This window comes from Streptomyces roseirectus (assembly GCF_014489635.1).
Classification (GTDB): Bacteria; Actinomycetota; Actinomycetes; order Streptomycetales; family Streptomycetaceae; genus Streptomyces; species Streptomyces roseirectus.
Genome location: NZ_CP060828.1, coordinates 6,810,563 through 6,832,333, shown reverse-complemented (window position 1 = coordinate 6,832,333; position 21,771 = coordinate 6,810,563). Strand labels below are relative to the sequence as shown.

Genomic DNA, 21,771 nt, shown 5'->3' with positions numbered 1-21,771 from the left:
GCTCACGCCGCTCGGCAGCACAGGGCCCCGGTTCGCCTCAGGGTGCTCGGCCTCACCGTGACGAAGGGTTCGGTTTGCCGCCGAGGAGTTCTTCCATGGTTCGGCGCAGGCGGGACCAGCGGCGGTCGTGGGCTTCGGCCCGGCGTTGGGCGCGGGCGCGGGTGCGGGGGCGGTGGGTGTAGAAGCGGCGGGCCCAGGGGGAGGTGGGGCGGGCCAGGCGGAGGGCGCCGATGAGGGCGACGGTGGGGACGACGGCGCCGAAGAGGGCGGTGCGGGGTTTGCCCTTGGCGAGGGAGACGAGGGAGAGGAGGAAGTTGATGACGATCGTCGACAGGGCGACGCCCCGGCCCGCGACCTCGTCGTGGGAGAGGTCGTCGACGCCGAGCGGGGAGTAGCCGAGGAGGACCAGGCCGACCAGCGCGGCGGTGAGGACGACCACCTCGACGCTCTTGCGGCCCTCCTCGCTCCAGTAGACGTCGTCCAGGTGGAGGATCAGCGCGAACTCGTCCAGCACCAGGCCCGCGCCGACGCCGAAGCAGACGGCGGAGACGCCCGCGCCGACGCCGGCGCCGTGCGCGCCGGTCGCGATCGCGCCGAAGCCGCCGATGACCGTGAGGACGACGCCGGGGACGACGTGGTGGATGTGCAGGCCGCCCGCCTTGACGTTGCCGAAGGGGCCCTTGCCCGCGCGGATGAGGCGGGTGATCAGGCGGGTGAGGAGGAACGTCAGGACGAAGGCGGTGAGGGCGAGGAGGAGGGGGAGTTTGCCCGGTTCCACGATGTTCCGTTGCAGCCAATGTCCCATGTGCGCACTTTATCCCTGTTGGTGGTGGGGGCCAGCGGTACCGGTGAGGCTCTGGCGACCGTCGGATAATCTGCCCCGATGCCCTCGATGTCCGCCAGTCTCCCCCTGCACGGTCTGCGCTTCGCCTTCGGCACGCTGACGGTCGTCCCCGTGCGCGTGCACCGGTGGGACCGGGAGGCCGCGCGGGGCGGGATGCTGGCCGCGCCGGTCGTGGGGGTGGTCGTGGGGGTGTGCGCGGCCGCGCTGGGGGTGGGGCTGCTCGCGCTGGGGACGGGGGCGATGCTGGCCGCCGTCGCCTCCGTCGCCGTTCCCGCCGCGCTCACCCGGGGGCTGCATCTGGACGGGCTCGCGGACACGGCGGACGGGCTGGGCAGCGGGAAGCCGGCGGAGGACGCGCTGCGGATCATGAAGCAGTCCGACATCGGGCCGTTCGGTGTGCTGACGCTGGTGCTGGTGCTGCTGGCCCAGGTGGCCGCGCTGTACGACACGTACGGGGAGTCCTGGGTGCGGGGCGCCTTCGCGGTCGTGCTGTCGGCGGTCGTGGCGCGGCTCGCGCTCACGTTCACCGCGCGCGCCGGCGTGCCGGCCGCCCGGCCGGAGGGGCTGGGGGCGGCCGTCGCGGGGGTCGTGCCGGGGCGGTGGGCCTGGGCGGTCGGGGGCGCGGTGACCCTGTGCGCGGGGGCGGTCGGCTGGTGGGCCGGGGTGGTCACGGCCGTGCCGGCCGTCGTGCTGGGGGTGGGGGCGGCGGAACTGCTGCTGCGGCGCTGCCGGGAGCGGTTCGGCGGAGTGACGGGGGATGTGTTCGGCGGGGTCGCGGAGGTGGCGGCGGTGGTGAGCCTGGTGGTGACGGCGGTGGGGTGACCCCCCGTCCGACGGCTCAGCAGCTCTTGCGCCACGCCCCCAGTTCGTACTTCTTCTCCAACGAGCTGAGCTTCAACTTCCTTGATTCCGCGCAGAACTCGGACGCCGAGAGTTCGTACTCGACGTGGAAGACCGCCTTGCCCGCGTCGATGAACGGGGTGAGGGTGTCGCATTCCTTGTACTGGGCGCACTGTTCGTTGACCGCGAAGTCGAAGTCGTCGATGAGCTGGGGGATTTGGTCCATGTCGTTCTTCAGGCCGACGGACATGCCGCGGTCGTGGGCCAGTTCGGCGATGAGGCGGTTGTAGGCGAGTTGGTCGGCCGAACTCAGGGGGAAACCGGTGTCGTTGAGATAGCCGTCCATATTGTCGGGCTCGACCGCGTCGAAGCCCTTCGCCTCGCACATGTCGAAGCGGGCGGCCATCAGGGGTTCGAGGACGTCGAGTTGACGGATGTCGAGCCAACTTTCGCCGTCCCAGCCGTTGCCTTTGCCGATGACGGACTTGGGGAACTTCGCGGCGTCCGGGCGCCAGTCCTCGTACGCGCCGGTGGATATGTAGCAGATGACCCTGCGGTGCGCGGCGTGCAGCGCGGCGACCGTGGACTCGGGCTGGTCGAAGCCATCGATGTCGTAGACGGGGACGTCGACGGACGTGTCGAGCTTGCCGTTGAGCTGCCACTGCCAGGCGACACCGGGCCTGGGCTGCCAACGCCCGCCGGGAGAGGCGGGGTTCGGCGCCGGCGTCGGCTTGTCGTCCGGCGTCGATGTGGTCGATGTACTCGTGCAGCCGATGAGCAGCAGCAACGGGAGGAGGGCGAGGGGGGCGCGTCTCAACGGACCGGCTCCAGACTGTGCGGCGGGGTTCCCCAGGGATGATCTCCCGTCGACTGTGACCCACCTCATGGCGTAGGGGAAGGCAGGTATGGCCATGGCTTCACCGAGAGGTGAATCAGCGCAGGCGTGAGCGAACGCACACACCCGCGTAGGCTCATGGCGGGATCTGTCACGCCGGTTCGCCGCGCCGACGGGACGACCCCGGCACGGCCGTGCCCCCACGTCCGACCTAAGGTCGTCCGCCGGGACCGGTCGACCCACACCGTTCGGCCACTGCAACACATATCGGAAGCGGAGAAATCACCACCGTGACTGCTCTCACTCTCAGCACCGCCGCGGCGCCCGGCCTCCGGGCCGACGCGATCGTGATCGGTGTCGCCAAGGGCGCGAAGGGCCCGGTCGTCGCGCCGGGCGCGGAAGCCGTGGACCAGTCCTACGACGGCAAGCTCGCCGCCGTCCTGGAGACCCTTGGCGCGTCCGGCGCCGAGGGGGAGATCACGAAGCTGCCGGCGCCGGCCGGCTTCAAGGCACCGCTCGTCGTCGCGGTGGGCCTGGGCGCCGAGCCCGCGAAGGACGCCGCGTACGACGCGGAGGCGCTGCGCCGGGCCGCGGGGTCGGCCGCGCGGGCGCTGGCCGGGACCAAGAAGGCCGCGTTCGCGCTGCCGCTCGGGGACGCCGGGGACGTCGGGGCGGTCGCGGAGGGCGTGCTGCTCGGGGCGTACTCCTTCGACACGTACAAGGGCAACGGCGCGGGCAAGGGCAAGGGCGGCAAGGCGCCGCTCGGCGAGGCCGCGCTGCTCGGGGGCAAGCCCCGGGACGCCGTCCAGAAGGCGGCGCTGGCCCGTGCCGTCGCCGTGTCCGAGGAGCTGAACCGGGCGCGTGACCTGATCAACATGCCGCCGAACGACCTCGACCCGGCCGCGTTCGCCGCGCTCGTCGTCGACGCGGGCAAGGAGCACGGCCTCAAGGTCGAGGTCCTGGACGAGAAGGCGCTCACGAAGGGCGGGTACGGCGGGATCCTCGGCGTCGGCGGGGGGTCCGCGGCGGCGCCCCGGCTGGTCAAGCTGTCGTACAGCCACCCGAAGGCGGGCAAGAACCTCGCGTTCGTCGGCAAGGGGATCACGTACGACTCCGGTGGTATCTCGCTGAAGCCCGCCGGGCACAACGAGACGATGAAGTGCGACATGAGCGGGGCCGCCGCCGTGTTCGCCGCGGTCGTCTCCGCCGCGCGGCTCGAGCTGGAGGTGAACATCACCGGGTGGCTGGCGCTCGCCGAGAACATGCCGTCCGGGACGGCGGTGCGGCCCGGTGACGTGCTGCGGATGTTCAGCGGGAAGACCGTCGAGGTGCTGAACACGGACGCGGAGGGCCGGCTCGTCCTCGCGGACGCGCTGTGGGCGGCGTCGCTGGAGAAGCCGGACGCGATCGTGGACGTCGCGACGCTGACCGGGGCGATGATGCTGGCGCTGGGGAACCGGACGTTCGGGGTCATGGCCAACGACGACGCGTTCCGCTCCGCGATCTACGACGCCGCCGAGGAGGTCGGGGAGCCGGCGTGGCCCATGCCGCTGCCGGAGCACCTGCGCAAGGGGATGGACTCGCCGACCGCCGACATCGCCAACATGGGTGAGCGGATGGGTGGCGGGCTCGTCGCCGGGCTCTTCCTCCAGGAGTTCGTCGGCGAGGGCATCACCTGGGCGCACCTCGACATCGCCGGGCCGGCCTTCAACGACGGTGGGCCGTTCGGGTACACGCCCAAGGGGGGGACGGGGTCTGCGGTGCGGACGCTGGTCCGTCTCGCCGAGCTGACCGCCTCGGGTGACCTGGGCTGAATGTTCGCCCACTGAGAGGGGTGCTTCCGTCGTAGGGCGGCTTCAGGTGCGCGGGGGCTGATCGCGCAGTTCCCCGCGCCCCTGGAGAGGGGTTGCTGTCCGTCGTCACCGATCCGCCGTCCGGGGCTGGTCACGCCCGCGCGGCGGAGCCGCATATGGACACAGCCCCGCACCCCTGGAGGGTGGTTGCTGCCCGTCGTCACCGATCCGCCATCCGAGGTTGGTCGCGCCCGCGCGGCGGAGCCGCACATGGACACAGCCCCGCGCCCCTTAGGGACATATCCGCCTCGTACGTCAAGAGGCCCCCTCTCTTCCTGTTAGGAAGTCCCCCCTCTCTCCATCTCGATCAAGCCTTCCGTGTGGTGTCTCACACCCCAGCCCCGTGTCTCGTCCAGGTCTGACAAGTGCGAGGATGGGGCTCGGCAGGACAGGGCCCCCACCGAAGGGCCGAAGCAAAGAGCGGCCGGACACCAGCCGCCTGCCGGTCAGTGACGACCGGCGTACGGCGCACAGCATGGAGGACGTGACGTGGCGAACGACGCCAGCACCGTTTTCGACCTAGTGATCCTCGGCGGTGGTAGCGGTGGTTACGCCGCGGCCCTGCGCGGGGCGCAGCTGGGTCTGGACGTCGCCCTGATCGAGAAGGACAAGGTCGGCGGCACCTGCCTGCACCGGGGTTGCATCCCCACCAAGGCCCTGCTGCACGCGGGCGAAGTCGCGGACCAGGCTCGGGAGAGCGAGCAGTTCGGTGTCAAGGCCACCTTCGAGGGCATCGACATCGCGGGCGTCCACAAGTACAAGGACGACGTCATCTCGGGCCTGTACAAGGGCCTCCAGGGTCTCGTCGCCTCCCGCAAGGTGACGTACATCGAGGGTGAGGGGCGTCTGTCGTCGCCGACCTCGGTGGACGTCAACGGCCAGCGCATCCAGGGCCGTCACGTCCTGCTGGCGACCGGCTCCGTGCCGAAGTCGCTGCCGGGCCTGGAGATCGACGGCAACCGGATCATCTCCTCGGACCACGCCCTCGTCCTGGACCGCGTCCCGCAGTCCGCGATCATCCTGGGCGGCGGCGTCATCGGCGTCGAGTTCGCCTCCGCGTGGAAGTCCTTCGGCGCCGACGTCACGGTCATCGAGGGCCTGAAGCACCTCGTCCCCGTCGAGGACGAGAACTCCTCCAAGCTCCTTGAGCGCGCGTTCCGCAAGCGCGGCATCAAGTTCAACCTGGGCACCTTCTTCTCGAAGGCCGAGTACACCGCCGACGGCGTCAAGGTCACTCTGGCCGACGGCAAGGAGTTCGAGGCCGAGGTCCTGCTGGTCGCGGTGGGCCGCGGGCCCGTCTCCGCCGGTCTCGGCTACGAGGAGCAGGGCGTCGCGATGGACCGCGGCTACGTCCTGGTCGACGAGTACATGCGCACCAACGTTCCGACCATCTCCGCCGTCGGCGACCTCGTCCCGACGCTCCAGCTCGCGCACGTCGGCTTCGCCGAGGGCATCCTGGTGGCGGAGCGGCTGGCCGGCCTCAAGGCCGTCCCGATCGACTACGACGGTGTCCCGCGGGTGACGTACTGCCACCCCGAGGTCGCCTCCGTGGGCATCACCGAGGCCAAGGCCAAGGAGATCTACGGTGCGGACAAGGTCGTCGCCCTGAAGTACAGCCTGGCGGGCAACGGAAAGAGCAAGATCCTGAAGACCGCGGGCGAGATCAAGCTCGTCCAGGTCAAGGACGGTGCCGTGGTCGGCGTCCACATGGTCGGCGACCGCATGGGCGAGCAGGTCGGCGAGGCCCAGCTGATCTACAACTGGGAGGCGCTGCCGGCCGAGGTCGCCCAGCTCATCCACGCCCACCCGACCCAGAACGAAGCGCTCGGCGAGGCCCACCTGGCCCTGGCCGGCAAGCCGCTTCACGCGCACGACTGACCCCCTCGGTCACCGAAGCGACGACACAGACTTTCCGCAACTCGTAAGGAGCAACCGAAACCATGGCGGTTTCCGTAACCCTTCCGGCGCTCGGCGAGAGCGTCACCGAGGGCACCGTCACCCGCTGGCTGAAGGCCGAGGGTGAGCGCGTCGAGGCCGACGAGCCCTTGCTCGAGGTCTCGACCGACAAGGTCGACACCGAGATCCCCGCGCCCGCGTCCGGCATCCTCGCGTCCATCAAGGTCGCCGAGGACGAGACGGTCGAGGTCGGCGCCGAGCTGGCCATCATCGACGACGGCTCCGGCGCGCCCGCTGCCGCTCCGGCGCCGGCGGCTGAGCCGGCCCCTGCCGCTGCCCCGGCGCCCGTCGCCGAGGCCCCCGCCGCTCCGGCCCCCGTGGCCGAGGCCCCCGCCGCCGCGCCCGCCGGTGGCGCGTCCGGCACGGACGTCGTCCTGCCCGCGCTCGGTGAGTCCGTCACCGAGGGCACCGTCACCCGCTGGCTGAAGTCGGTCGGCGAGGAGGTCGCGGAGGACGAGCCGCTGCTTGAGGTCTCGACCGACAAGGTCGACACCGAGATCCCGGCGCCCGTCGCGGGTGTCCTCCTCGAGATCGTCGTCGGCGAGGACGAGACGGCCGAGGTCGGTGCCAAGCTGGCCGTCATCGGTGCGCCCGGTGCCGCTCCGGCCGCCGCGCCCGCCGCTGCCGCCCCGGCTCCGGCCGCTGCTCCGGCGCCTGCCCCGGCCGCCCCGGCTCCGGCTCCGGCTCCGGCCGCTGCCCCGGCGCCCGCCCCGGCCCCGGCCCCCGCTGCTGCTCCGGCCCCCGCGCCGGTCGCCGCCGCCCCGGCTCCGGCCGCCGCTCCGGCGCCCGTCGCCGCGCCGGTCACCCCCGCGCCCGCCGCCACCGCCGGTGACGACGGTGCGTACGTCACGCCGCTGGTCCGCAAGCTCGCCGCCGAGAACGGTGTCGACCTCGCGTCGGTCAAGGGCACGGGCGTCGGTGGCCGGATCCGCAAGCAGGACGTCGTCGCCGCCGCCGAGGCCGCGAAGGCCGCCGCCGCTCCGGCGCCCGCCGCCGCCCCGGCCGCTGCCGCCGCGCCGAAGAAGACGGCCCCCGTTCTGGAGGCGTCGCCGCTGCGGGGCCAGACCGTCAAGATGCCGCGCATCCGCAAGGTCATCGGCGACAACATGGTCAAGGCGCTGCACGAGCAGGCGCAGCTGTCCTCGGTCGTCGAGGTCGACATCACCAAGCTGATGAAGCTGCGCGCGCAGGCGAAGGACTCCTTCGCGGCGCGTGAGGGCGTCAAGCTCTCCCCGATGCCGTTCTTCGTGAAGGCCGCGGCGCAGGCGCTCAAGGCGCACCCGGTCATCAACGCGAAGATCAACGAGGCCGAGGGGACCATCACCTACTTCGACTCCGAGAACATCGGGATCGCGGTGGACTCCGAGAAGGGCCTGATGACCCCGGTCATCAAGGGCGCCGGCGGGCTCAACATCGCCGGTATCGCCAAGGCCACGGCCGACCTCGCCGGCAAGGTCCGCGCCAGCAAGATCACGCCTGACGAGCTGTCCGGGGCGACGTTCACGATCTCCAACACGGGGTCGCGTGGCGCGCTCTTCGACACGATCATCGTGCCGCCGGGTCAGGTCGCGATCCTCGGGATCGGTGCCACCGTCAAGCGTCCGGCCGTGCTGGAGACGGAGGAGGGTACGGTCATCGCCGTCCGCGACATGACCTACCTGACGCTGTCCTACGACCACCGTCTGGTGGACGGCGCGGACGCGGCCCGCTACCTGACCGCCGTCAAGGCGATCCTGGAGGCGGGCGAGTTCGAGGTCGAGCTCGGGCTGTAACTCCTGCTGTGCGTCGATGCCCTCGCCGGAAATCTTCCGGCGAGGGCATCGTCGTGTTCTCTCGTCAGGGCCATGTAAGTCTCGTCTCACCTGCGTAAAAGGCCGTCCACGTGCCCTGCTCACGACAGCTCCCGGCCTTATTGTCTAAACGTCAAACGCCTTAAGGAGCACACATGACCGCGCCCGTCGTCCACTCGCTGCGCGAACAGATCCGCGAGCACATCGTGGAGGGGATCGTCAGCGGGCGCTGGAAGCCGGGCGAGCGGATCGTGGAGCGGCGGATCGCGACGGAGCTGGAGGTCAGCCAGACGCCGGTGCGGGAGGCGTTGCGTGAGCTGGAGTCGCTGCGGCTGATCGAGTCCGCGCCGAACAAGGGCGTGCGGGTGCGGAATCTGACGGCGGCGGATCTTGAGGAGAGCTACCCCGTGCGGGCCGGGCTCGAGGCCATCGCGGCGGAGTTGGCGGCGGAGCGGCTTGCGGTGGACTGCTCGGCGTTGGAGCCGCATGTGACGGCCCTGTACGAGGCGGATCGCCTCGCGGACGGGACCGGGCAGGTGCGGCACACGGTCGCCTTCCACCGTGAGCTGGTGCGGGCGGCGGGGAACTCCGTGCTGCTGCACACGTGGGAGGGGCTGGGGATCGAGGTGTTCACCGCGTTGTCCATCCGGTGGCTGGGGACCGTTCAGCAGTCGTACGCGGAGGAGCACGAGGAGTTGGTGGCGGCCTTCAAGAGGCGTGATCCTCGGATCGCGGAACTGGTGAAGGCGCATGTGCTGGGGTGTGCGCCGAGCACGTGAGGGGTGCCTAAGGGGTGGGGTGGTGTCGGGGGTCTGGCGAGTGCGGGTGCGTCGTGGCCGTTCGCGCAGTTCCCCGCGCCCCTGAAAGACGTGGTTGCGGTGAGTTCTTCGGCTGCCACCGCAGCGGTGGCAAGTACGCGTGCGCCGTAGCCTGGTCGCGCCCCGCGGCGAAGCCGCATATCGACACAGCCCCGCGCCCCTGAAAGACAAAAGCCGGCGCTTCGCGCCGCTTTTCAGGGGCGCGGGGAACTGCGCGAACGGCCACCCACCACCCGCGGCCGCCGAACTACGGAACGCACCCCCACCTGCGCAAACCGTCAAAATGTGCGGCACCCCGTGCCTGCCCGAAAGGCACCGCGTGCCTACTTTCTCTCGTTCGGGAAGTTTTGCCCTTCAACCCTTTGATCGATCATCGATCAGGGGGTTACAGTCACGGGCGGACCTCCACCGAGGTCCGTAGCCCTGTCCTGCCAAAGACCAAGGGCACCCCCCTTCGACTGAGGAAGGCGGCGACATGACCGACCCCAACGCCATCCGGCCGAGCGCACTCGACCAGCTCCCCGACCGTGACCCGGAGGAGACTGCCGAGTGGCAGGCGTCTTTGGACGCCGTCGCGAAGGCGGCCGGACCGCACCGTGCCGCGTACCTGATGCGGCGCACGCTGGAGAGGGCCGAGGGCACCGGCATCGCGCTGCCCAAGCTGCTGGAGACGGACTACGTCAACACCATCCCGACGTCCGGCGAGCCCGGCGTCCCCGGTGACGAGGCGCTGGAGCGCCGGATCACCGCGTGGAACCGGTGGAACGCCGCCGCGATGGTGACCCGGGGCTCCAAGTACGGCGTCGGCGGCCACATCGCGACGTTCGCGTCGGCGGCCTGGCTGTACGAGACCGGCTTCAACCACTTCTTCAAGGGCAAGGAGGCGGACGGCTCCGGCGACCAGCTCTACATCCAGGGCCACGCCTCCCCCGGCATCTACGCCCGCGCGTTCCTGGACGGCCGTCTCACCGAGGCGCACCTGGACAACTTCCGCCAGGAGGCGGGCGGCAACGGTCTGCCGTCGTACCCGCACCCGCGCCGCCTGCCGTGGCTGTGGGAGTTCCCGACCGTGAGCATGGGCCTCGGCCCGCTCTCGGCGATCTACCAGGCCCGCTTCAACCGCTACCTCACCGCGCGCGGCATCAAGGACGTCTCGGGCTCGCACGTCTGGGCGTTCCTCGGTGACGGCGAGATGGACGAGCCGGAGTCGACGGCGGCTCTCGCGCTGGCGTCCCGTGAGGGTCTGGACAACCTCACGTTCGTCATCAACTGCAACCTCCAGCGGCTCGACGGCCCGGTCCGCGCGAACTTCAAGATCGTGCAGGAGCTGGAGGCCCAGTTCCGGGGCGCCGGCTGGAACGTCGTGAAGTCCCTGTGGGGCAACGCGTGGGACGAGCTGTTCGCGCTGGACACGACCGGCGCGCTGGTCCGTCGTCTGCGTGAGGTCCCGGACGCGCAGGTGCAGACGTACCAGACGCGTGACGCGGCCTACATCCGTGCCGACTTCTTCGGCAAGGACCCGGCGCTCGCCGAGATGGCGAAGCTGCTGAGCGACGACAAGATCCTCGAGTGCTTCCACCTCTCGCGCGGTGGGCACGAGTCGCGCAAGGTGTACGCGGCGTACAAGGCGGCGCTGGAGTTCAAGGGCGCGCCGACCGTGATCCTGGCCCAGACGGTCAAGGGCCACACCCTCGGCACCGGCTTCGCGTCGAAGAACGCCAACCACCAGATGAAGAAACTGTCGGTGGACGAGTTCAAGACGATGCGGGACCTGCTCGAACTCCCCATCCCGGACAGCGCGTTCGTCGACGGCAAGGTGCCGTACGGCCACCCCGGCGCCGACTCGCCCGAGGTCCGTTACCTCCAGGAGCGCCGCGCGGCCCTCGGCGGTCCGGCCCCGGCCCGCCGTACGCACGCGATCGCGCCGCTGCCGTCCGCGTCGGAGAAGGCGTTCGCGTCCTTCGACAAGGGCTCCGGCTCGCAGAACGTGGCGACGACGATGGCGTTCGTCCGGCTCGTCAAGGACCTGGTCCGCGACAAGGAGACCGGCAAGCGCTGGGTGCCGATCGTGCCCGACGAGGCGCGGACGTTCGGCATGGAGTCGCTGTTCCCGTCGCTGGGGATCTACTCCCCCAAGGGCCAGACGTACGAGCCGGTCGACCGTGACCAGCTGATGTACTACAAGGAGGCGAAGAACGGGCAGATCCTCAACGAGGGGATCACCGAGGCCGGTTCGATGGCCGACTTCATCGCCGCGGCGACGTCGTACGCGACGCACGGCGAGGCGATGATCCCGTTCTACATCTTCTACTCGATGTTCGGCTGGCAGCGCACGGCCGACCAGATGTGGCAGCTCGGCGACCAGCTCGGCCGTGGCTTCCTCGTCGGCGCGACGGCCGGGCGGACGACGCTGACGGGCGAGGGTCTGCAGCACGCCGACGGCCACTCGCCGGTGATCGCCGCGACGAACCCCGCCGCGCTCTCCTACGACCCCGCGTTCGCCTACGAGATCGCCACGATCGTCAAGGACGGGCTGCGCCGGATGTACGGCGAGGCGGCGCCGGGTGAGGACCCGGACGTCTTCTACTACCTCACCGTCTACAACGAGCCGCTCCCGCAGCCCGCCAAGCCCGCCGGGCTCGGCATCGACGAGGGCATCGTCAAGGGGCTGTACCGGTTCAACACGGCGGAGTCGGCGGGTCTTTCGCCGGCCGCGAACGCCGCCCGCATCCAGCTCCTCGGTTCCGGTACGGCGATCCACTGGGCCCTTGAGGCGCAGAAGCTGCTCGGCGAGGAGTGGGGGGTCGCGGCCGACGTCTGGTCCGCGACGTCCTGGACCGAGCTGCGGCGCGACGCGCTGGAGGCGGACGCCGCGCTGCTGCGCGGTGAGGACCGCGTCCCGTACGTCCGGCAGGCGCTCCAGGGGGCCGAGGGGCCCGTCCTGGCCGTCTCCGACTACATGCGTCAGGTGCCGGACCAGATCGCGCAGTGGGTCGAGCAGGACTACACCTCGCTCGGTGCGGACGGCTTCGGGCTCTCCGACACGCGTGAGGCGGCCCGGCGTCACTTCGGGGTCGACGCGCAGTCGATCGTCGTCGCGGCGCTGGCGCAGCTGGCGCGGCGGGGGGAGATCAAGGCGACGGCCGTGAAGGAGGCCCGGGAGCGGTACGGGCTCTGAGGCTGAGTTTGTGACACCGGCCCCGGCGGAGTTCTCGTTCCGCCGGGGCCGGTGTTCTTGCGTGCGGGCGTGGTCAGCGTGTTCCTTCGCAGAGCGCGGTGTCGGTCAGTTTCTGGAACAGTGCCTCGACCCTCAACAGCTGGTCCTCCTGGGAGGTCTTGCCCGAGGCCGTGATGACGACGGAGCGTCGGCCGTCCGCCGTGAAGCCGGTGCGGACGAAGTCGCCGTCGCCGTCTCCTCCGTGGCCCCAGCGGTAGCCTCCGCAGGTCAGGGGCTGACGCATCAGGCCGAGGCCGTAGTGCAGGCCGGGGAACACGGCGTCGAAGTCGGGGCCGACCGGGACGGCGTGCCGCATCTGTGCGAGCTGGGCCGGCGGGAGCAGGCGGCCGGTGAGCAGCGCGGTGAAGAACTTGTCCACGTCCCGTTTGCCGCTGATCAGTTCGCCCGCCGCGCCGGCCCAGGACATGTTCCGCTCGGTGGTGTCGGTCCAGGCCGTCGAGCCGGGGAAGCGGTGGTAGTTGCGGGCGTGGGGTGCGGGGAGGACGGGGTCGTCACCGGGGGCGTAGGTGTGGGTGAGGCCCAGGGGTTCGACGATCCTGTCGTGGACCTCCTGCGCCCAGGTGCGGCCGGTGACCTTCTGGATCACCATGCCGGCGAGGATGTACCCCGGGTTGGTGTAGTTCCACCTCGGCGCGGGGTCGTCGGGGTCGGCCGGGGGGAAGTCCGGTGCGCTGCGCATCGCGCCCGCGACGATCTGTTCCGGCGACAGGTGGTCGTAGCGGTGCTTCTCGAACGCCTCCGCCGTGTAGCCGACGTCGTCCGTGTAGTCGTAGTTGTGGATGCCGCTGGTGTGCTGGAGGAGGTGGCGGAGGGTGATCCGCCGGCCGTCGTTCCCGTTCCCCTGGACGACGCCGGGCAGCCACTTCTCGACGGTGTCGTCCAGCGACAGCCGTCCCTCCGCGGCCAGTTGCAGGACGACGGTGGCGACGAACGGCTTGGTCACGCTGTCCGCCCTGAAGCTCGCGCCGTACGGGACCGGCATGCCGGTCCCCAGCACCGCCTCGCCCGCCCTCGCCCTGATCCGCTTCCCGCCGTCCCGCACCTCGACGGACATCCCCACGAGCCCGGCCCGCGCCAGCGTCCGCTCGACCTCCTCCCTCAACTCCCGCTGACTCAACTTCCCCTTCTGCTGGCCCGCTTGAGCCGGGGCGCCCACTGCGACGCTCCCACAGAGCACCGCCGTACACAGGGCCGCGAAGGTCTTCACCAACCGTTTCCTCATACTGCCCAGCGTGTCCGACAAGGCAGCCCCGACACCATCACGCCAACCCCCGTCCGGGGGTGGGGAGAACCCCCGGGGGTGGTGTCAGAAGAGGTGGGCCGCCGAGGTGCCCAGTCCGCGGGGCTTGGCGAGGGCTTCGAAGGCGGTGGTGCGTTGGAAGGTGGTGATGCGGTCGAAACGGCCGGTCAGGTCGTGCCAGCGTTAGGAGCCGGCCAGTGCCGAGGGCCTTGCGGGTCACCTCGACGCCGTTGTTGCCGAGCGTGCCCTCCTCGGCCTCCCGGTCGTAGGACACGATGTCGTTGTGCAGGCTGACGCCGTCCACGAACGCGTCCGGAGCGGTGCGGAACTCCCGGTGGCCATGCACACGCTCCGGGACCCGGCCCCACTGGAAATCACCCGTACGTGTCATCCGGCCTCGGCTCAGGCGATGTCGTGGACGTTGTGTTCGCTCAGCTCGGACGCGTGCCGGGCGATGGCGCGATAGTCGGCGTCGTCGTGGACGCGACGGCCCCGGCATCGATCTGTGTCACAGGCATGCGGGGCCTCCGAGAAGCAGGCGTGGTCAGGACGTGATCAGCTCCCCGGTCGATACCCGTTCCGTCGCTCCCACGCCCCTCTCCGCGTCGGGGGCCACCTCTGCCGCGGTGAGGACGTAGCCCGTTTCGTCGTCGGAGGTGGAGCGGGCGAAGACGACGCCGAAGACGCGGCCGTTGGTGGTGAGGAGGGGGCCGCCGGAGTTGCCGGGGCGGACGGTGGAGCGGATGGAGTAGATCTCGCGGGTGACGGTGGCGTCGTTGTAGATGTTGCGGCCGGTTGCGTTGACGCGGTTGGCGACTGTGGCGGCCTGGAGGTTGAGGTCGCCGTCCTGGGGGTAGCCGGCGACGACGGCTTGGTCGCCCCGGTTCGCGTCGTCGTCGAAGCGGAGGATCGGGGCGCGCAGGCCGGGGACGTAGAGGACGGCGACGTCCTTGTCGGGGTCGAAGAGGACGACGCGGGCGTCGTAGGAGCGGCCGACGCCGCCGATGCGGACGGTGGGGCGGTCGATGCCGGCGACGACGTGGGCGTTGGTCATGACGCGCTCGCGGGCGTAGACGAAGCCGCTGCCCTCGCGGCCCTGATCGCCGGAGGAGCCCTCGATCTTGACGGTGCTCAGTTTGGCCGCGTTGGTGGCGCTGGCGGTGACGCTGTCGCCGGTCGGCTTGGCGACCTCGGCCGTCGACTCGTTCTCGAAGGGGTTGAAGACCTGGGGGAACCCGGCCTGGGTGAGCGCGGAGGTCGCGTCGGAGAACCAGGCCGGTGTCGTGTCCGGCATGGCGTCCTGAACGGTGCCGAGGAGCTTGGAGTCACGGATCGCCGAGGTGACGACCGTCGAGGACGACGCGCCGAGGACGCTCGCCGCGACCCAGGCGACGATGAGGACGGCCACCGCGTTGGCGGCGGCCCCGCCTATGCCGTCGGCGACGCGGAGGGGCCCTTGGTCCAGCTCGCGGCGCAGCCGCAGCGCGAGGCGGCCGGCGAGGCTGTGCGCGATGACGGCGGGGAGCAGCACCGTACAGACCGCGGTGATCGTCGCCGCCGTCGTACCCGGCGTCACCAGGTCCATCACCCACGGCAGGACCCAGACGCCGATCACCGCGCCGCCGACGAAGCCGGCCAGCGAGACGCAGCCGGCCACGAGGCCACGCCGGTAGCCGGAGCCGGCGTACGCGAGTACGACCAGCACCAGCAGGATGTCGAGCAGGTCCACGGAGCCGCCTTTCTCTCGAACCCATGAATACGTGGGGGAAGGGTCCTTTTGATCAGCCGCGACCACACGAGTGGCCGAGACCGGCCACACACGCGTCTACCTCGGGAAACGCCCGGACCGGGACGATGGTTCCACCGAGTGGCACACCGCACATCGCGCCCGGAGTCCGACGAACCGACAGTAAGACCATGCGCATCGGACGCCGTCTCAGACCCGCCCTGCTCCTCGCCTGCCTCCCGGGGCTCGCGGCGGTCGCCGCGCTCCCGCTGTGCGCGTCCGGCGTCGACAGGGGAGCCGCCCCCGTGCGGACGGCCGTCCAGTCCGGCGCGCACACCGCGCCCCGCCCCCGGATCGTCCCCCGCACCGTCTGGCTGGACGAACCCCGCCTCCAGCCGCCGCCCCGCTACGACGACAAGGTCGTGGCCGTCTTCGTCCACCACACCGACTCGCCCAACCGGTACGACTGCGCCGACGCGCCCCGCATCATCCGCTACCTGCGCGCGGGCCAGACGGGCGTCCGGGACTGGGACGACATCGGCTACAACTTCCTCGTCGACCGCTGCGGGACGATCTACGAGGGGCGTGCGGGCGGCGTCGAGCGGGCCGTGACCGGGGCGCACACGCAGGGTTTCAACCACCGGACGGCCGGGATCGCCGCGCTCGGCACGTTCACCTCGGGCAACGAGGTCCCGCCCGCCATGACCGAGGCGATCGCCGCGCTCGCCGCGTGGAAGCTGGGCCTGGCCGACGTCGACCCCCGCGGGCTCGCGCGCCTCACCTCCACGAGCGGGCTCAGCCGGTTCGCCGCCGGGGCGACGGCCGCGCTGCCCGCCGTCGCGGGGCACAAGGACGGGTACATGACGTCCTGTCCCGGCCTCGCGCTCATGGCGCGCCTGCCTCACATCCGGTCCCGCGCGGCCGAGTTGCAGGGCCGCGTTCACAGGAACACCTCAGCCGGGGTTCAGGCTTCTCCCATCACCGCGTCCTAACGTCGTGGACGAGACAAGCCGACGGAGGCCAGGGAGGCCGGGGACATGAACCGTACGCAGCGCGCGAGTTGGGTCCGTAGTCCGTGGACGGTGCTGTGTGCCGTCGTCGCCGTCGTCCTGGGCCCGGCGGCGGTGACCGCGTCCGCGCTGGATCAGGCGAATCGGGCGCCTCTGCATCACGCCGTGGTGAAGGCGGATGCGCAGCAGGGGTACATTCCGGCGGACCCGGGGAGCCGGAGGCGGGCGGGGGTTTGAGGAGGGTGGACCCCGCTCCCTCACCCCCTCACCCCTCCCTCACTCCTTGAACCGCTCCCACAGCTTCGGGTACCGCTCCGCCAGCGCCGCCTCGTTCTCGAAGTCGATCGGGGTGCCCTCCGGTTCCGGCGGGGCGGGGGGAATACCGAGGTCGGGGGCGACGACGCCGGTGAGCTGTTCGTACGCCTCGTCCGCCGCGTAGCCCAGCTCCTCGCCGTCGCCGTCGATCTCCTCGTCGAAGTCGGCGGCCAGCTCCGCGAGGGAGTCCGGGTCGTGGAGGGCGCCCTCGAAGACGTCCCGGCCCTGGCCGATCAGCCAGCAGCGGAAGTAGTCGAAGGCGTCGTCGCTGACGCCGTCGAGGAGGACCCACGCGGCGCCCCACAGGTCCCAGCGGTACGCGCGGTTGTAGCGGGCCTCGAAATGGCGCGCGAAGTCCAGCACCGACTCCGGATCACGCTCCAGCAGCCGCGCGACCAGCAGATCCGCCTGCTCCTCCGGGTCCCCCTCGGCACCCTCGCGGGCGGCGTCCACCAGCTCCCAGAACTCCGTCTCGTCCATCACCGCTCCAGCATCGTGCTTCGCGGGGCGGGACGCACCCGGAGTGCAGGGCTTTCACCCGTCTCCGTACATCACCCCCAGACTCCTCGCCACCCCCACGAACCGCTCCCGCAGCTCACCGGGCGCCACCACCTCCGCCTCCGCGCCGAGGCCGAGGAGCTGCGCGAACGCGACGTCCTGCGACTCGACGCCCAGCGTGACCGTCACCCACCCCCGCGGCTCGCCGGTCTCCGCCAGCGCCTCCCGGGCCGCGAAGGGGTCGACGACGTGGGGCAGCCGACGCACCCCCTCGGGAGAGAGCCGGACGACGATCTCCTCGCGGCGCAGCGACCGCTCGAACAGCTTCCCCTGCGCCTCCCAGAACGCGGGCAGCTCGAAGGCGGGGTCCCGCTCGAACCCCTCGTCGAGCAGGTCGACGGACTCGAACCGCTCGACCCGGTAGACCCGGAACCCGTCGCCCACGCGGGCGCACAGGTACCAGACGCCGGCCTTCAGCACGAGCCCGTACGGTTCCAGCTCCCGCTCGACGACGTCCCCCGCGCGCCGGTACGTCCCCCTGACCCGGCGGTCCCCCCACACCCCGTCCGCCACGGCCCCCAGCACGTCCGGCACCGCCGGCTCCCGGAACCACGCGGGCGCGTCCAGATGGAACCGCTGCGCGGCGACGACGGGGGCGTCCTGTATCGACGGCACCAGCGCGGCGGCCACCTTCATCCGCGCCGCCGACGCCGCGTCCTCCAGCCCCATCCCCCGCAGGGCCTCCGGCACCCCGCTCAGGAACAACGCCTCCGCCTCGCTCCTCCCCAGCCCCGTCAGCCTCGTCCGATACCCCCCGACGAGCCGATATCCCCCGCCCCTTCCCCGCTCCGCGTACACCGGAACCCCCGCCTCCGACAACGCCTGCGCATCCCGCGTGACCGTCCGCTCCGAGACCTCCAGCTCCCTCGCCAGCTCGGCAGCGCTCATGGAGTGGTGTCCCTGGAGCAGCAACACCATCTTGATCAAACGGGCAGCACGCATACGGCCATGATGCCGGGGGCCACTGACAACGAGCCCGACGCCTACTTCAACGCGGCGAGGAAACGGGACCAGGCGTCCGGGCCGTGGAACTGGACGGGGCCGGAGGAGTACTTGCTGTCGCGGACCGCGCGGCCCCCGAGGGAGGTGTGGGCGAGTTCGACGCAGTCGTCCTGCTGGGCCGAGTACGACGACTTGCGGAACGGGCTGACGATCTCGGACTCGGGGGGCACGGTACCTCTCAAGTGGTCGGCAGGTCGCCCGACTTCAGGGCGGTGAGGAAGCGGGACCAGGCGTCCGGGCCGTGGAACTGGACGGGGCCGGAGGAGTGCTTGGTGTCGCGGACCGCGTGACCCCCGACGGAGGTGCGGGCGAGTTCGACGCAGTCGTTACTCTGAGCCGAGTACGACGACTTGCGGAACGGGCTGACGACCTCGACGGTCATACGCGGGGCCTTCCGGACAGGTTCTGGAGGAACGCGGTCCATGCCTCGGCGCCGTGGAACTGGACGGGGCCGGAAGGGTACTTGCTGTCGCGGACTGCGTGACCCCCGACGGAGGTGTGGGCGAGTTCGACGCAGTCGTTGTGCTGGGCGGAGTACGACGACTTGCGGAACGGGCTGACGATCTCGATGTCGGGGGTCACGATTCCTCTTACGTCTGCTGGTCCTTGTTGTCCAGCGCCTGACGGATCCGGCGGGCGGACTGCGTCGGCGACAGTGCTGCCGAGCGTAGCCGATTGAAGACGTTGGCGTAGATGGCCAGGTCGTCGGGAGTCTCGATAACGGCCGTATTCACGGGAGTTCGGAGGGTCACAACCTCCGCATAGGGCTCCACGCCGTACGAGAAGGCCGTGAACGCATCGGACATCGTCGCCGTCAGGAAGGCCGATGCCGGGAGGATCTGAAGCGTCACGTTCTGGCGGCGCCCGACCTTCAGCAAATGCTGCAACTGGTCCGTATACACCTCGGAACCATCAGCGAGCGCATTGATCGCAGGCTCCCAGATGATCGCCGTGTACTGCACCGTCCCTTCGTCTATCCTGCGCTGACGCTGCATCCGGACCTCGACCAGTTCAGCCGCCTCGGCCTCCCCGACGAAGGTCGGTCCGACTGTGATGACCTTCTCCGCGTACTGCGCCGTCTGCAACAGGCCGGGAATCAACACCGGGTCCCAGGACAGGATGTACGTCGCGTCGCTCTCCAGCGTGATGTGGTCGGCGTAATAGGGCCGCAGCGTCTCCTCGTAATCGACCCACCATCCCCGCTCGTTACTCGTGCGCGCCCAACCCACCAACCGCGCCCGCTCGTTCTCGTCCGTCACCCCATACCGGTCCAGCAGCGTCCGTACCTCCAGCGCCGACACCGACACATGGCCGCTCTCCGCGCGGCTGACCTTGCTGACGGACTTGATGATCGCCTCGGCTGCGGCGGCCTGGTCGAGGCCGGCTGCTTCGCGGTGGCGGCGGAGTGCTACGCCGAGCCTGCGACTGCGGACGGTCGGCTTTCCCCCTACGGGCATGTCGCGTCTCCTCTCAACTGTGCTGGAGAGTCTGCCTCGTTGATGCAAGGCGGGTACAGAGGGAACACCAGTTCTGACGCAAATTTGTGAGGCGAATGCATTGCAGACACGATTCGAACACGACTAGCTTCGCTGCGTAGCGCAAGCCACACGGAACAAAGGGGATGCCTCATGCCCGCGAACGCCGTCTCTCAGTCCGCCGCCCACCAGTACCCCCGGACGCGCCGCAGCGTCGGCCGGGCCCGGGACGACCTGCGGCGGCAGTTGACGCGGTGGCGGGCCGGGGGCGAACTCGTCGACGACGCCGAGCTGTTGCTGTCGGAGCTGGTCACGAACGCGGTGAAGGCGAAGGCCCGGCCCGACAAGGAGGTCCGCGTCGAGGTCACGTTGACCGAGACCGAACTGCGCCTCGAAGTCGCCGACGCCTGCGAGGAGTTGCCCGTGGTGAGGCACGCCGGCGAGTGGGACGAGGACGGGCGGGGGCTGATCCTCGTCGAGGCGCTGGCGTCGGAGTGGGGGGTGGGGCCCCGGGAGGGCGTGGGGAAGGTCGTGTGGGCCGTGCTCAAGCTGACGGGCTGCTCGACCAACTCGACTGCCACAGACGCAGGTTGAGATGACCTCGCGTCACACCGCCCGGCCCATCACCACGTCGTCCACATACTCACCGTCCAACAGGAACTCCCCCGGCAGCACCCCCTCCACCACGAACCCCTCCGCCTCGTACAGCTTGCGGGCCGGCGTGTTGTGACCCAGGACGCGCAGGGTGACCCGGCGGGCGCCGTCCCCGCGGGCCTTGGTCAGTGCCGCGCGGATCAGGGCCCGGCCGACACCGGCGCCGCGGGCCTCGTCCGCGACGGCCAGCCCTTGGATCTGGCGGACGTGCGCGCTGACCGCGAGCGGCGCCGGGACGAGGCGGAGGTAGCCGACGAGGACGCCGTCGAGGGTGGCGATCAGGTGGTCGTCGGGGTGGTGGCGGTCGTCGAAGAAGGGGGCGTCGGGCGCGGGGCGGGGCATGACCGCGTGGAGGCGGGACCAGGTGTGGTGGTCGAGGCGGGCGAGGGAGGGGGCGTCGGCGGGGGTGGCGGGGCGGATGCGGAGGGTGGGCATGGGGGCACTTTAGGGGCGGCGCCAGGGCGCGGGACACCCCTTGCTTGAATATTCAAACGCGGGCTTTACAGGGGTGCGGGGCAGGATGGGTACATGCGACGAATTGTGGTGGCCGGGGCCTCCGGCCTGATCGGGAGCGCGTTGGTCCGGTCCCTCGAGGCCGACGGGTACGAGGTGGTGCGGCTGGTGCGGCGGGCCGCCGCCGGTCCGCTGGAGGTGGCGTGGGAACCGGAAGCCGGTCGGGTCGACGCCGCCGGGCTCGACGGCGCGGACGCCGTCGTCAACCTCGCCGGGGCGGGCGTCGGTGACCGACGGTGGACGGCGGCGTACAAGCGGACGATCCGGGACGGGCGGGTCAACGGGACGCGGGCGCTCGCCGAGGCCGTCGCCGGGATGGACCGGCCGCCCCGGGTGTTCGTCAACGGGAGCGCGATCGGGATCTACGGGGAGACCGGGGAGCGGGTCGTCGACGAGAGCGCGCCGGCCGCGTCCGGGTTCCTGCCGGAGCTGTGCGTGGAGTGGGAGGGGGCCGCCGGGCCCGCTCAACTCGCCGGTGTGCGGACGGTGTTCGCGCGGACGGGGCTGGTCGTCGCGAAGGGCGGGGGCGCCTGGGGGAAGCTGTTCCCCTTGTTCCGGGCGGGACTTGGCGGGCGGATGGGCGACGGGCGGCAGTACTGGTCGTACATCGCGCTGCACGACGAGGTCGCGGCGATCCGGCACCTGCTCGAACGGGACGATCTGGAGGGGGCGTTCAACCTCACCGCGCCCGAGCCGCTGACGAACCGTCAGATCACCGACGCCATGGCGCGGGTGCTGCACCGGCCCAAGGTGTTCACCGTGCCCGCGCCCGTCCTGCGCGTCGTGCTCGGCGAGATGGCCGGGGACGTCCTCGGCAGCGCCCGCGTCGTGCCGGGGCGGCTGCTCGACTCCGGGTTCCGGTTCGCGTTCCCGGGGATCGACGACGCCGTGCGGGCGGCGCTGGGGTGAGGCCGGTACTGGAACGGGGCCGGCCGGCGCATCACGGCCCCCTACGCCCCCGTCCGGCCCACCCGCGCTGAACCCCGGCCGGGTATGCGACCTGCGTGCGCCCGTGCCCGGTGTGTGCGCGAGCTGACCGCTCGCGTGCGTAGACCTACCCTCAAGCGGAACTCGGGTATCTCTACGGCGAGTTGAGGGCATGAC

22 protein-coding genes are annotated in these 21,771 nt (G+C 71.0%); 10 read left to right on the top strand and 12 right to left on the bottom strand.

What is annotated here, in order from left to right; genetic code table 11:
- Window positions 1-52: 52 nt before the first annotated feature.
- A complete protein-coding gene (locus tag IAG44_RS29285) occupies window positions 53-805 on the bottom strand; it encodes a hypothetical protein (RefSeq protein WP_187750070.1) in 753 nt (250 codons plus the stop codon).
- Between the two features lie 87 nt (window positions 806-892).
- Between IAG44_RS29285 and IAG44_RS29280 the strand changes: the two genes are divergently transcribed.
- Complete coding sequence (locus tag IAG44_RS29280) at window positions 893-1,666, top strand: adenosylcobinamide-GDP ribazoletransferase (protein WP_187752901.1); 774 nt, start codon at window positions 893-895, stop codon at window positions 1,664-1,666.
- Between the two features lie 16 nt (window positions 1,667-1,682).
- Here the strand turns inward: IAG44_RS29280 and IAG44_RS29275 are convergent, their stop codons facing one another.
- A complete protein-coding gene (locus IAG44_RS29275) occupies window positions 1,683-2,501 on the bottom strand; it encodes an endo alpha-1,4 polygalactosaminidase (protein ID WP_246562166.1) in 819 nt (272 codons plus the stop codon).
- A 308-nt stretch (window positions 2,502-2,809) separates the two neighbouring features.
- Here IAG44_RS29275 and IAG44_RS29270 point away from each other — a divergent pair, with 308 nt between their 5' ends.
- The 5 genes from IAG44_RS29270 (at window position 2,810) to aceE (ending at window position 12,114) form a co-directional block, all read left to right on the top strand.
- Window positions 2,810-4,333 carry a leucyl aminopeptidase gene (locus tag IAG44_RS29270; protein ID WP_187750068.1) on the top strand — a complete coding sequence of 508 codons (1,524 nt, stop codon included), beginning with the start codon at window positions 2,810-2,812 and terminating at the stop codon, window positions 4,331-4,333.
- 528 nt (window positions 4,334-4,861) lie between these two features.
- Window positions 4,862-6,250, top strand: coding sequence for a dihydrolipoyl dehydrogenase (lpdA, locus tag IAG44_RS29265; RefSeq protein ID WP_187750067.1), 1,389 nt, complete (start codon window positions 4,862-4,864; stop codon window positions 6,248-6,250).
- 62 nt (window positions 6,251-6,312) lie between these two features.
- Window positions 6,313-8,100 (top strand): 2-oxoglutarate dehydrogenase, E2 component, dihydrolipoamide succinyltransferase, encoded by a 1,788-nt coding sequence (gene sucB, locus IAG44_RS29260; protein WP_187750066.1) that lies wholly within the window; start codon window positions 6,313-6,315, stop codon window positions 8,098-8,100.
- 173 nt (window positions 8,101-8,273) lie between these two features.
- On the top strand, window positions 8,274-8,897 hold the full coding sequence (locus tag IAG44_RS29255) for a GntR family transcriptional regulator (protein ID WP_187750065.1): 624 nt from the start codon (window positions 8,274-8,276) through the stop codon (window positions 8,895-8,897).
- Window positions 8,898-9,411: 514 nt separating this feature from the next.
- Window positions 9,412-12,114, top strand: a complete 2,703-nt coding sequence (gene aceE, locus IAG44_RS29250; RefSeq protein WP_187750064.1) for a pyruvate dehydrogenase (acetyl-transferring), homodimeric type — start codon at window positions 9,412-9,414, stop codon at window positions 12,112-12,114.
- A 73-nt stretch (window positions 12,115-12,187) separates the two neighbouring features.
- On the opposite strand, the gene IAG44_RS29245 is transcribed toward aceE, so the two are convergent.
- The 3 genes from IAG44_RS29245 to IAG44_RS29240 form a co-directional block, all read right to left on the bottom strand.
- The gene (locus IAG44_RS29245) at window positions 12,188-13,396 is read right to left on the bottom strand and encodes a serine hydrolase domain-containing protein (protein ID WP_187750063.1); all 1,209 of its coding nucleotides are present in this window, start codon (window positions 13,394-13,396) and stop codon (window positions 12,188-12,190) included.
- A 37-nt stretch (window positions 13,397-13,433) separates the two neighbouring features.
- Complete coding sequence (locus IAG44_RS44580) at window positions 13,434-13,805, bottom strand: terpene synthase family protein (RefSeq protein WP_343075754.1); 372 nt, start codon at window positions 13,803-13,805, stop codon at window positions 13,434-13,436.
- A gap of 153 nt (window positions 13,806-13,958) precedes the next feature.
- Window positions 13,959-15,143, bottom strand: a complete 1,185-nt coding sequence (locus tag IAG44_RS29240) for a MarP family serine protease (protein WP_187750062.1) — start codon at window positions 15,141-15,143, stop codon at window positions 13,959-13,961.
- Window positions 15,144-15,331: 188 nt separating this feature from the next.
- Here IAG44_RS29240 and IAG44_RS29235 point away from each other — a divergent pair, with 188 nt between their 5' ends.
- Complete coding sequence (locus IAG44_RS29235) at window positions 15,332-16,132, top strand: peptidoglycan recognition protein family protein (protein ID WP_246562164.1); 801 nt, start codon at window positions 15,332-15,334, stop codon at window positions 16,130-16,132.
- Window positions 16,133-16,177: 45 nt separating this feature from the next.
- On the top strand, window positions 16,178-16,387 hold the full coding sequence (locus IAG44_RS29230; protein ID WP_187750060.1) for a hypothetical protein: 210 nt from the start codon (window positions 16,178-16,180) through the stop codon (window positions 16,385-16,387).
- A 39-nt stretch (window positions 16,388-16,426) separates the two neighbouring features.
- Here the strand turns inward: IAG44_RS29230 and IAG44_RS29225 are convergent, their stop codons facing one another.
- Genes IAG44_RS29225 through IAG44_RS29200 form a run of 6 tightly spaced genes read right to left on the bottom strand, consistent with a single transcriptional unit; the run spans window position 16,427 to window position 19,482 of the window.
- A complete protein-coding gene (locus tag IAG44_RS29225; protein WP_187750059.1) occupies window positions 16,427-16,945 on the bottom strand; it encodes a DUF4240 domain-containing protein in 519 nt (172 codons plus the stop codon).
- A gap of 54 nt (window positions 16,946-16,999) precedes the next feature.
- Window positions 17,000-17,965: a helix-turn-helix transcriptional regulator gene (locus IAG44_RS29220; protein WP_187750058.1), complete on the bottom strand. Its 966-nt coding sequence runs from the start codon at window positions 17,963-17,965 to the stop codon at window positions 17,000-17,002.
- Between the two features lie 41 nt (window positions 17,966-18,006).
- Window positions 18,007-18,195 carry a DUF397 domain-containing protein gene (locus IAG44_RS29215; protein WP_187750057.1) on the bottom strand — a complete coding sequence of 63 codons (189 nt, stop codon included), beginning with the start codon at window positions 18,193-18,195 and terminating at the stop codon, window positions 18,007-18,009.
- An 8-nt stretch (window positions 18,196-18,203) separates the two neighbouring features.
- Entirely contained in the window at window positions 18,204-18,407 is a 204-nt protein-coding gene (locus tag IAG44_RS29210; protein ID WP_187750056.1) for a DUF397 domain-containing protein, read from the bottom strand.
- Window positions 18,404-18,607 carry a DUF397 domain-containing protein gene (locus IAG44_RS29205; protein ID WP_187750055.1) on the bottom strand — a complete coding sequence of 68 codons (204 nt, stop codon included), beginning with the start codon at window positions 18,605-18,607 and terminating at the stop codon, window positions 18,404-18,406. The genes IAG44_RS29210 and IAG44_RS29205 overlap by 4 nt, the downstream gene beginning before the upstream one ends.
- Before the next feature lie 8 nt (window positions 18,608-18,615).
- Complete coding sequence (locus IAG44_RS29200) at window positions 18,616-19,482, bottom strand: helix-turn-helix domain-containing protein (RefSeq protein WP_187750054.1); 867 nt, start codon at window positions 19,480-19,482, stop codon at window positions 18,616-18,618.
- Between the two features lie 171 nt (window positions 19,483-19,653).
- Between IAG44_RS29200 and IAG44_RS29195 the strand changes: the two genes are divergently transcribed.
- Window positions 19,654-20,094 (top strand): ATP-binding protein, encoded by a 441-nt coding sequence (locus tag IAG44_RS29195; protein ID WP_187750053.1) that lies wholly within the window; start codon window positions 19,654-19,656, stop codon window positions 20,092-20,094.
- Between the two features lie 12 nt (window positions 20,095-20,106).
- Here IAG44_RS29195 and IAG44_RS29190 read toward each other — a convergent pair whose 3' ends face one another.
- The gene (locus IAG44_RS29190; RefSeq protein WP_187750052.1) at window positions 20,107-20,589 is read right to left on the bottom strand and encodes a GNAT family N-acetyltransferase; all 483 of its coding nucleotides are present in this window, start codon (window positions 20,587-20,589) and stop codon (window positions 20,107-20,109) included.
- A gap of 93 nt (window positions 20,590-20,682) precedes the next feature.
- Between IAG44_RS29190 and IAG44_RS29185 the strand changes: the two genes are divergently transcribed.
- On the top strand, window positions 20,683-21,576 hold the full coding sequence (locus IAG44_RS29185; RefSeq protein WP_187750051.1) for a TIGR01777 family oxidoreductase: 894 nt from the start codon (window positions 20,683-20,685) through the stop codon (window positions 21,574-21,576).
- Window positions 21,577-21,771: the final 195 nt, after the last annotated feature.

Coding starts and splice junctions, on each gene's coding strand:
- IAG44_RS29245 (WP_187750063.1), bottom strand. CDS start 13,396: ATGAGGAAACGGTTGGTGAAGACCTTCGCGGCCCTGTGTACGGCGGTG.
- IAG44_RS29225 (WP_187750059.1), bottom strand. CDS start 16,945: ATGGACGAGACGGAGTTCTGGGAGCTGGTGGACGCCGCCCGCGAGGGT.
- IAG44_RS29230 (WP_187750060.1), top strand. CDS start 16,178: ATGAACCGTACGCAGCGCGCGAGTTGGGTCCGTAGTCCGTGGACGGTG.
- IAG44_RS29235 (WP_246562164.1), top strand. CDS start 15,332: ATGCGCATCGGACGCCGTCTCAGACCCGCCCTGCTCCTCGCCTGCCTC.
- IAG44_RS29280 (WP_187752901.1), top strand. CDS start 893: ATGTCCGCCAGTCTCCCCCTGCACGGTCTGCGCTTCGCCTTCGGCACG.
- IAG44_RS29255 (WP_187750065.1), top strand. CDS start 8,274: ATGACCGCGCCCGTCGTCCACTCGCTGCGCGAACAGATCCGCGAGCAC.
- sucB (WP_187750066.1), top strand. CDS start 6,313: ATGGCGGTTTCCGTAACCCTTCCGGCGCTCGGCGAGAGCGTCACCGAG.
- IAG44_RS29190 (WP_187750052.1), bottom strand. CDS start 20,589: ATGCCCACCCTCCGCATCCGCCCCGCCACCCCCGCCGACGCCCCCTCC.
- IAG44_RS29195 (WP_187750053.1), top strand. CDS start 19,654: ATGCCCGCGAACGCCGTCTCTCAGTCCGCCGCCCACCAGTACCCCCGG.
- IAG44_RS29200 (WP_187750054.1), bottom strand. CDS start 19,482: ATGCCCGTAGGGGGAAAGCCGACCGTCCGCAGTCGCAGGCTCGGCGTA.
- IAG44_RS29220 (WP_187750058.1), bottom strand. CDS start 17,965: ATGCGTGCTGCCCGTTTGATCAAGATGGTGTTGCTGCTCCAGGGACAC.
- IAG44_RS29285 (WP_187750070.1), bottom strand. CDS start 805: ATGGGACATTGGCTGCAACGGAACATCGTGGAACCGGGCAAACTCCCC.
- aceE (WP_187750064.1), top strand. CDS start 9,412: ATGACCGACCCCAACGCCATCCGGCCGAGCGCACTCGACCAGCTCCCC.
- IAG44_RS29185 (WP_187750051.1), top strand. CDS start 20,683: ATGCGACGAATTGTGGTGGCCGGGGCCTCCGGCCTGATCGGGAGCGCG.
- IAG44_RS29210 (WP_187750056.1), bottom strand. CDS start 18,407: ATGACCGTCGAGGTCGTCAGCCCGTTCCGCAAGTCGTCGTACTCGGCT.
- IAG44_RS44580 (WP_343075754.1), bottom strand. CDS start 13,805: ATGACACGTACGGGTGATTTCCAGTGGGGCCGGGTCCCGGAGCGTGTG.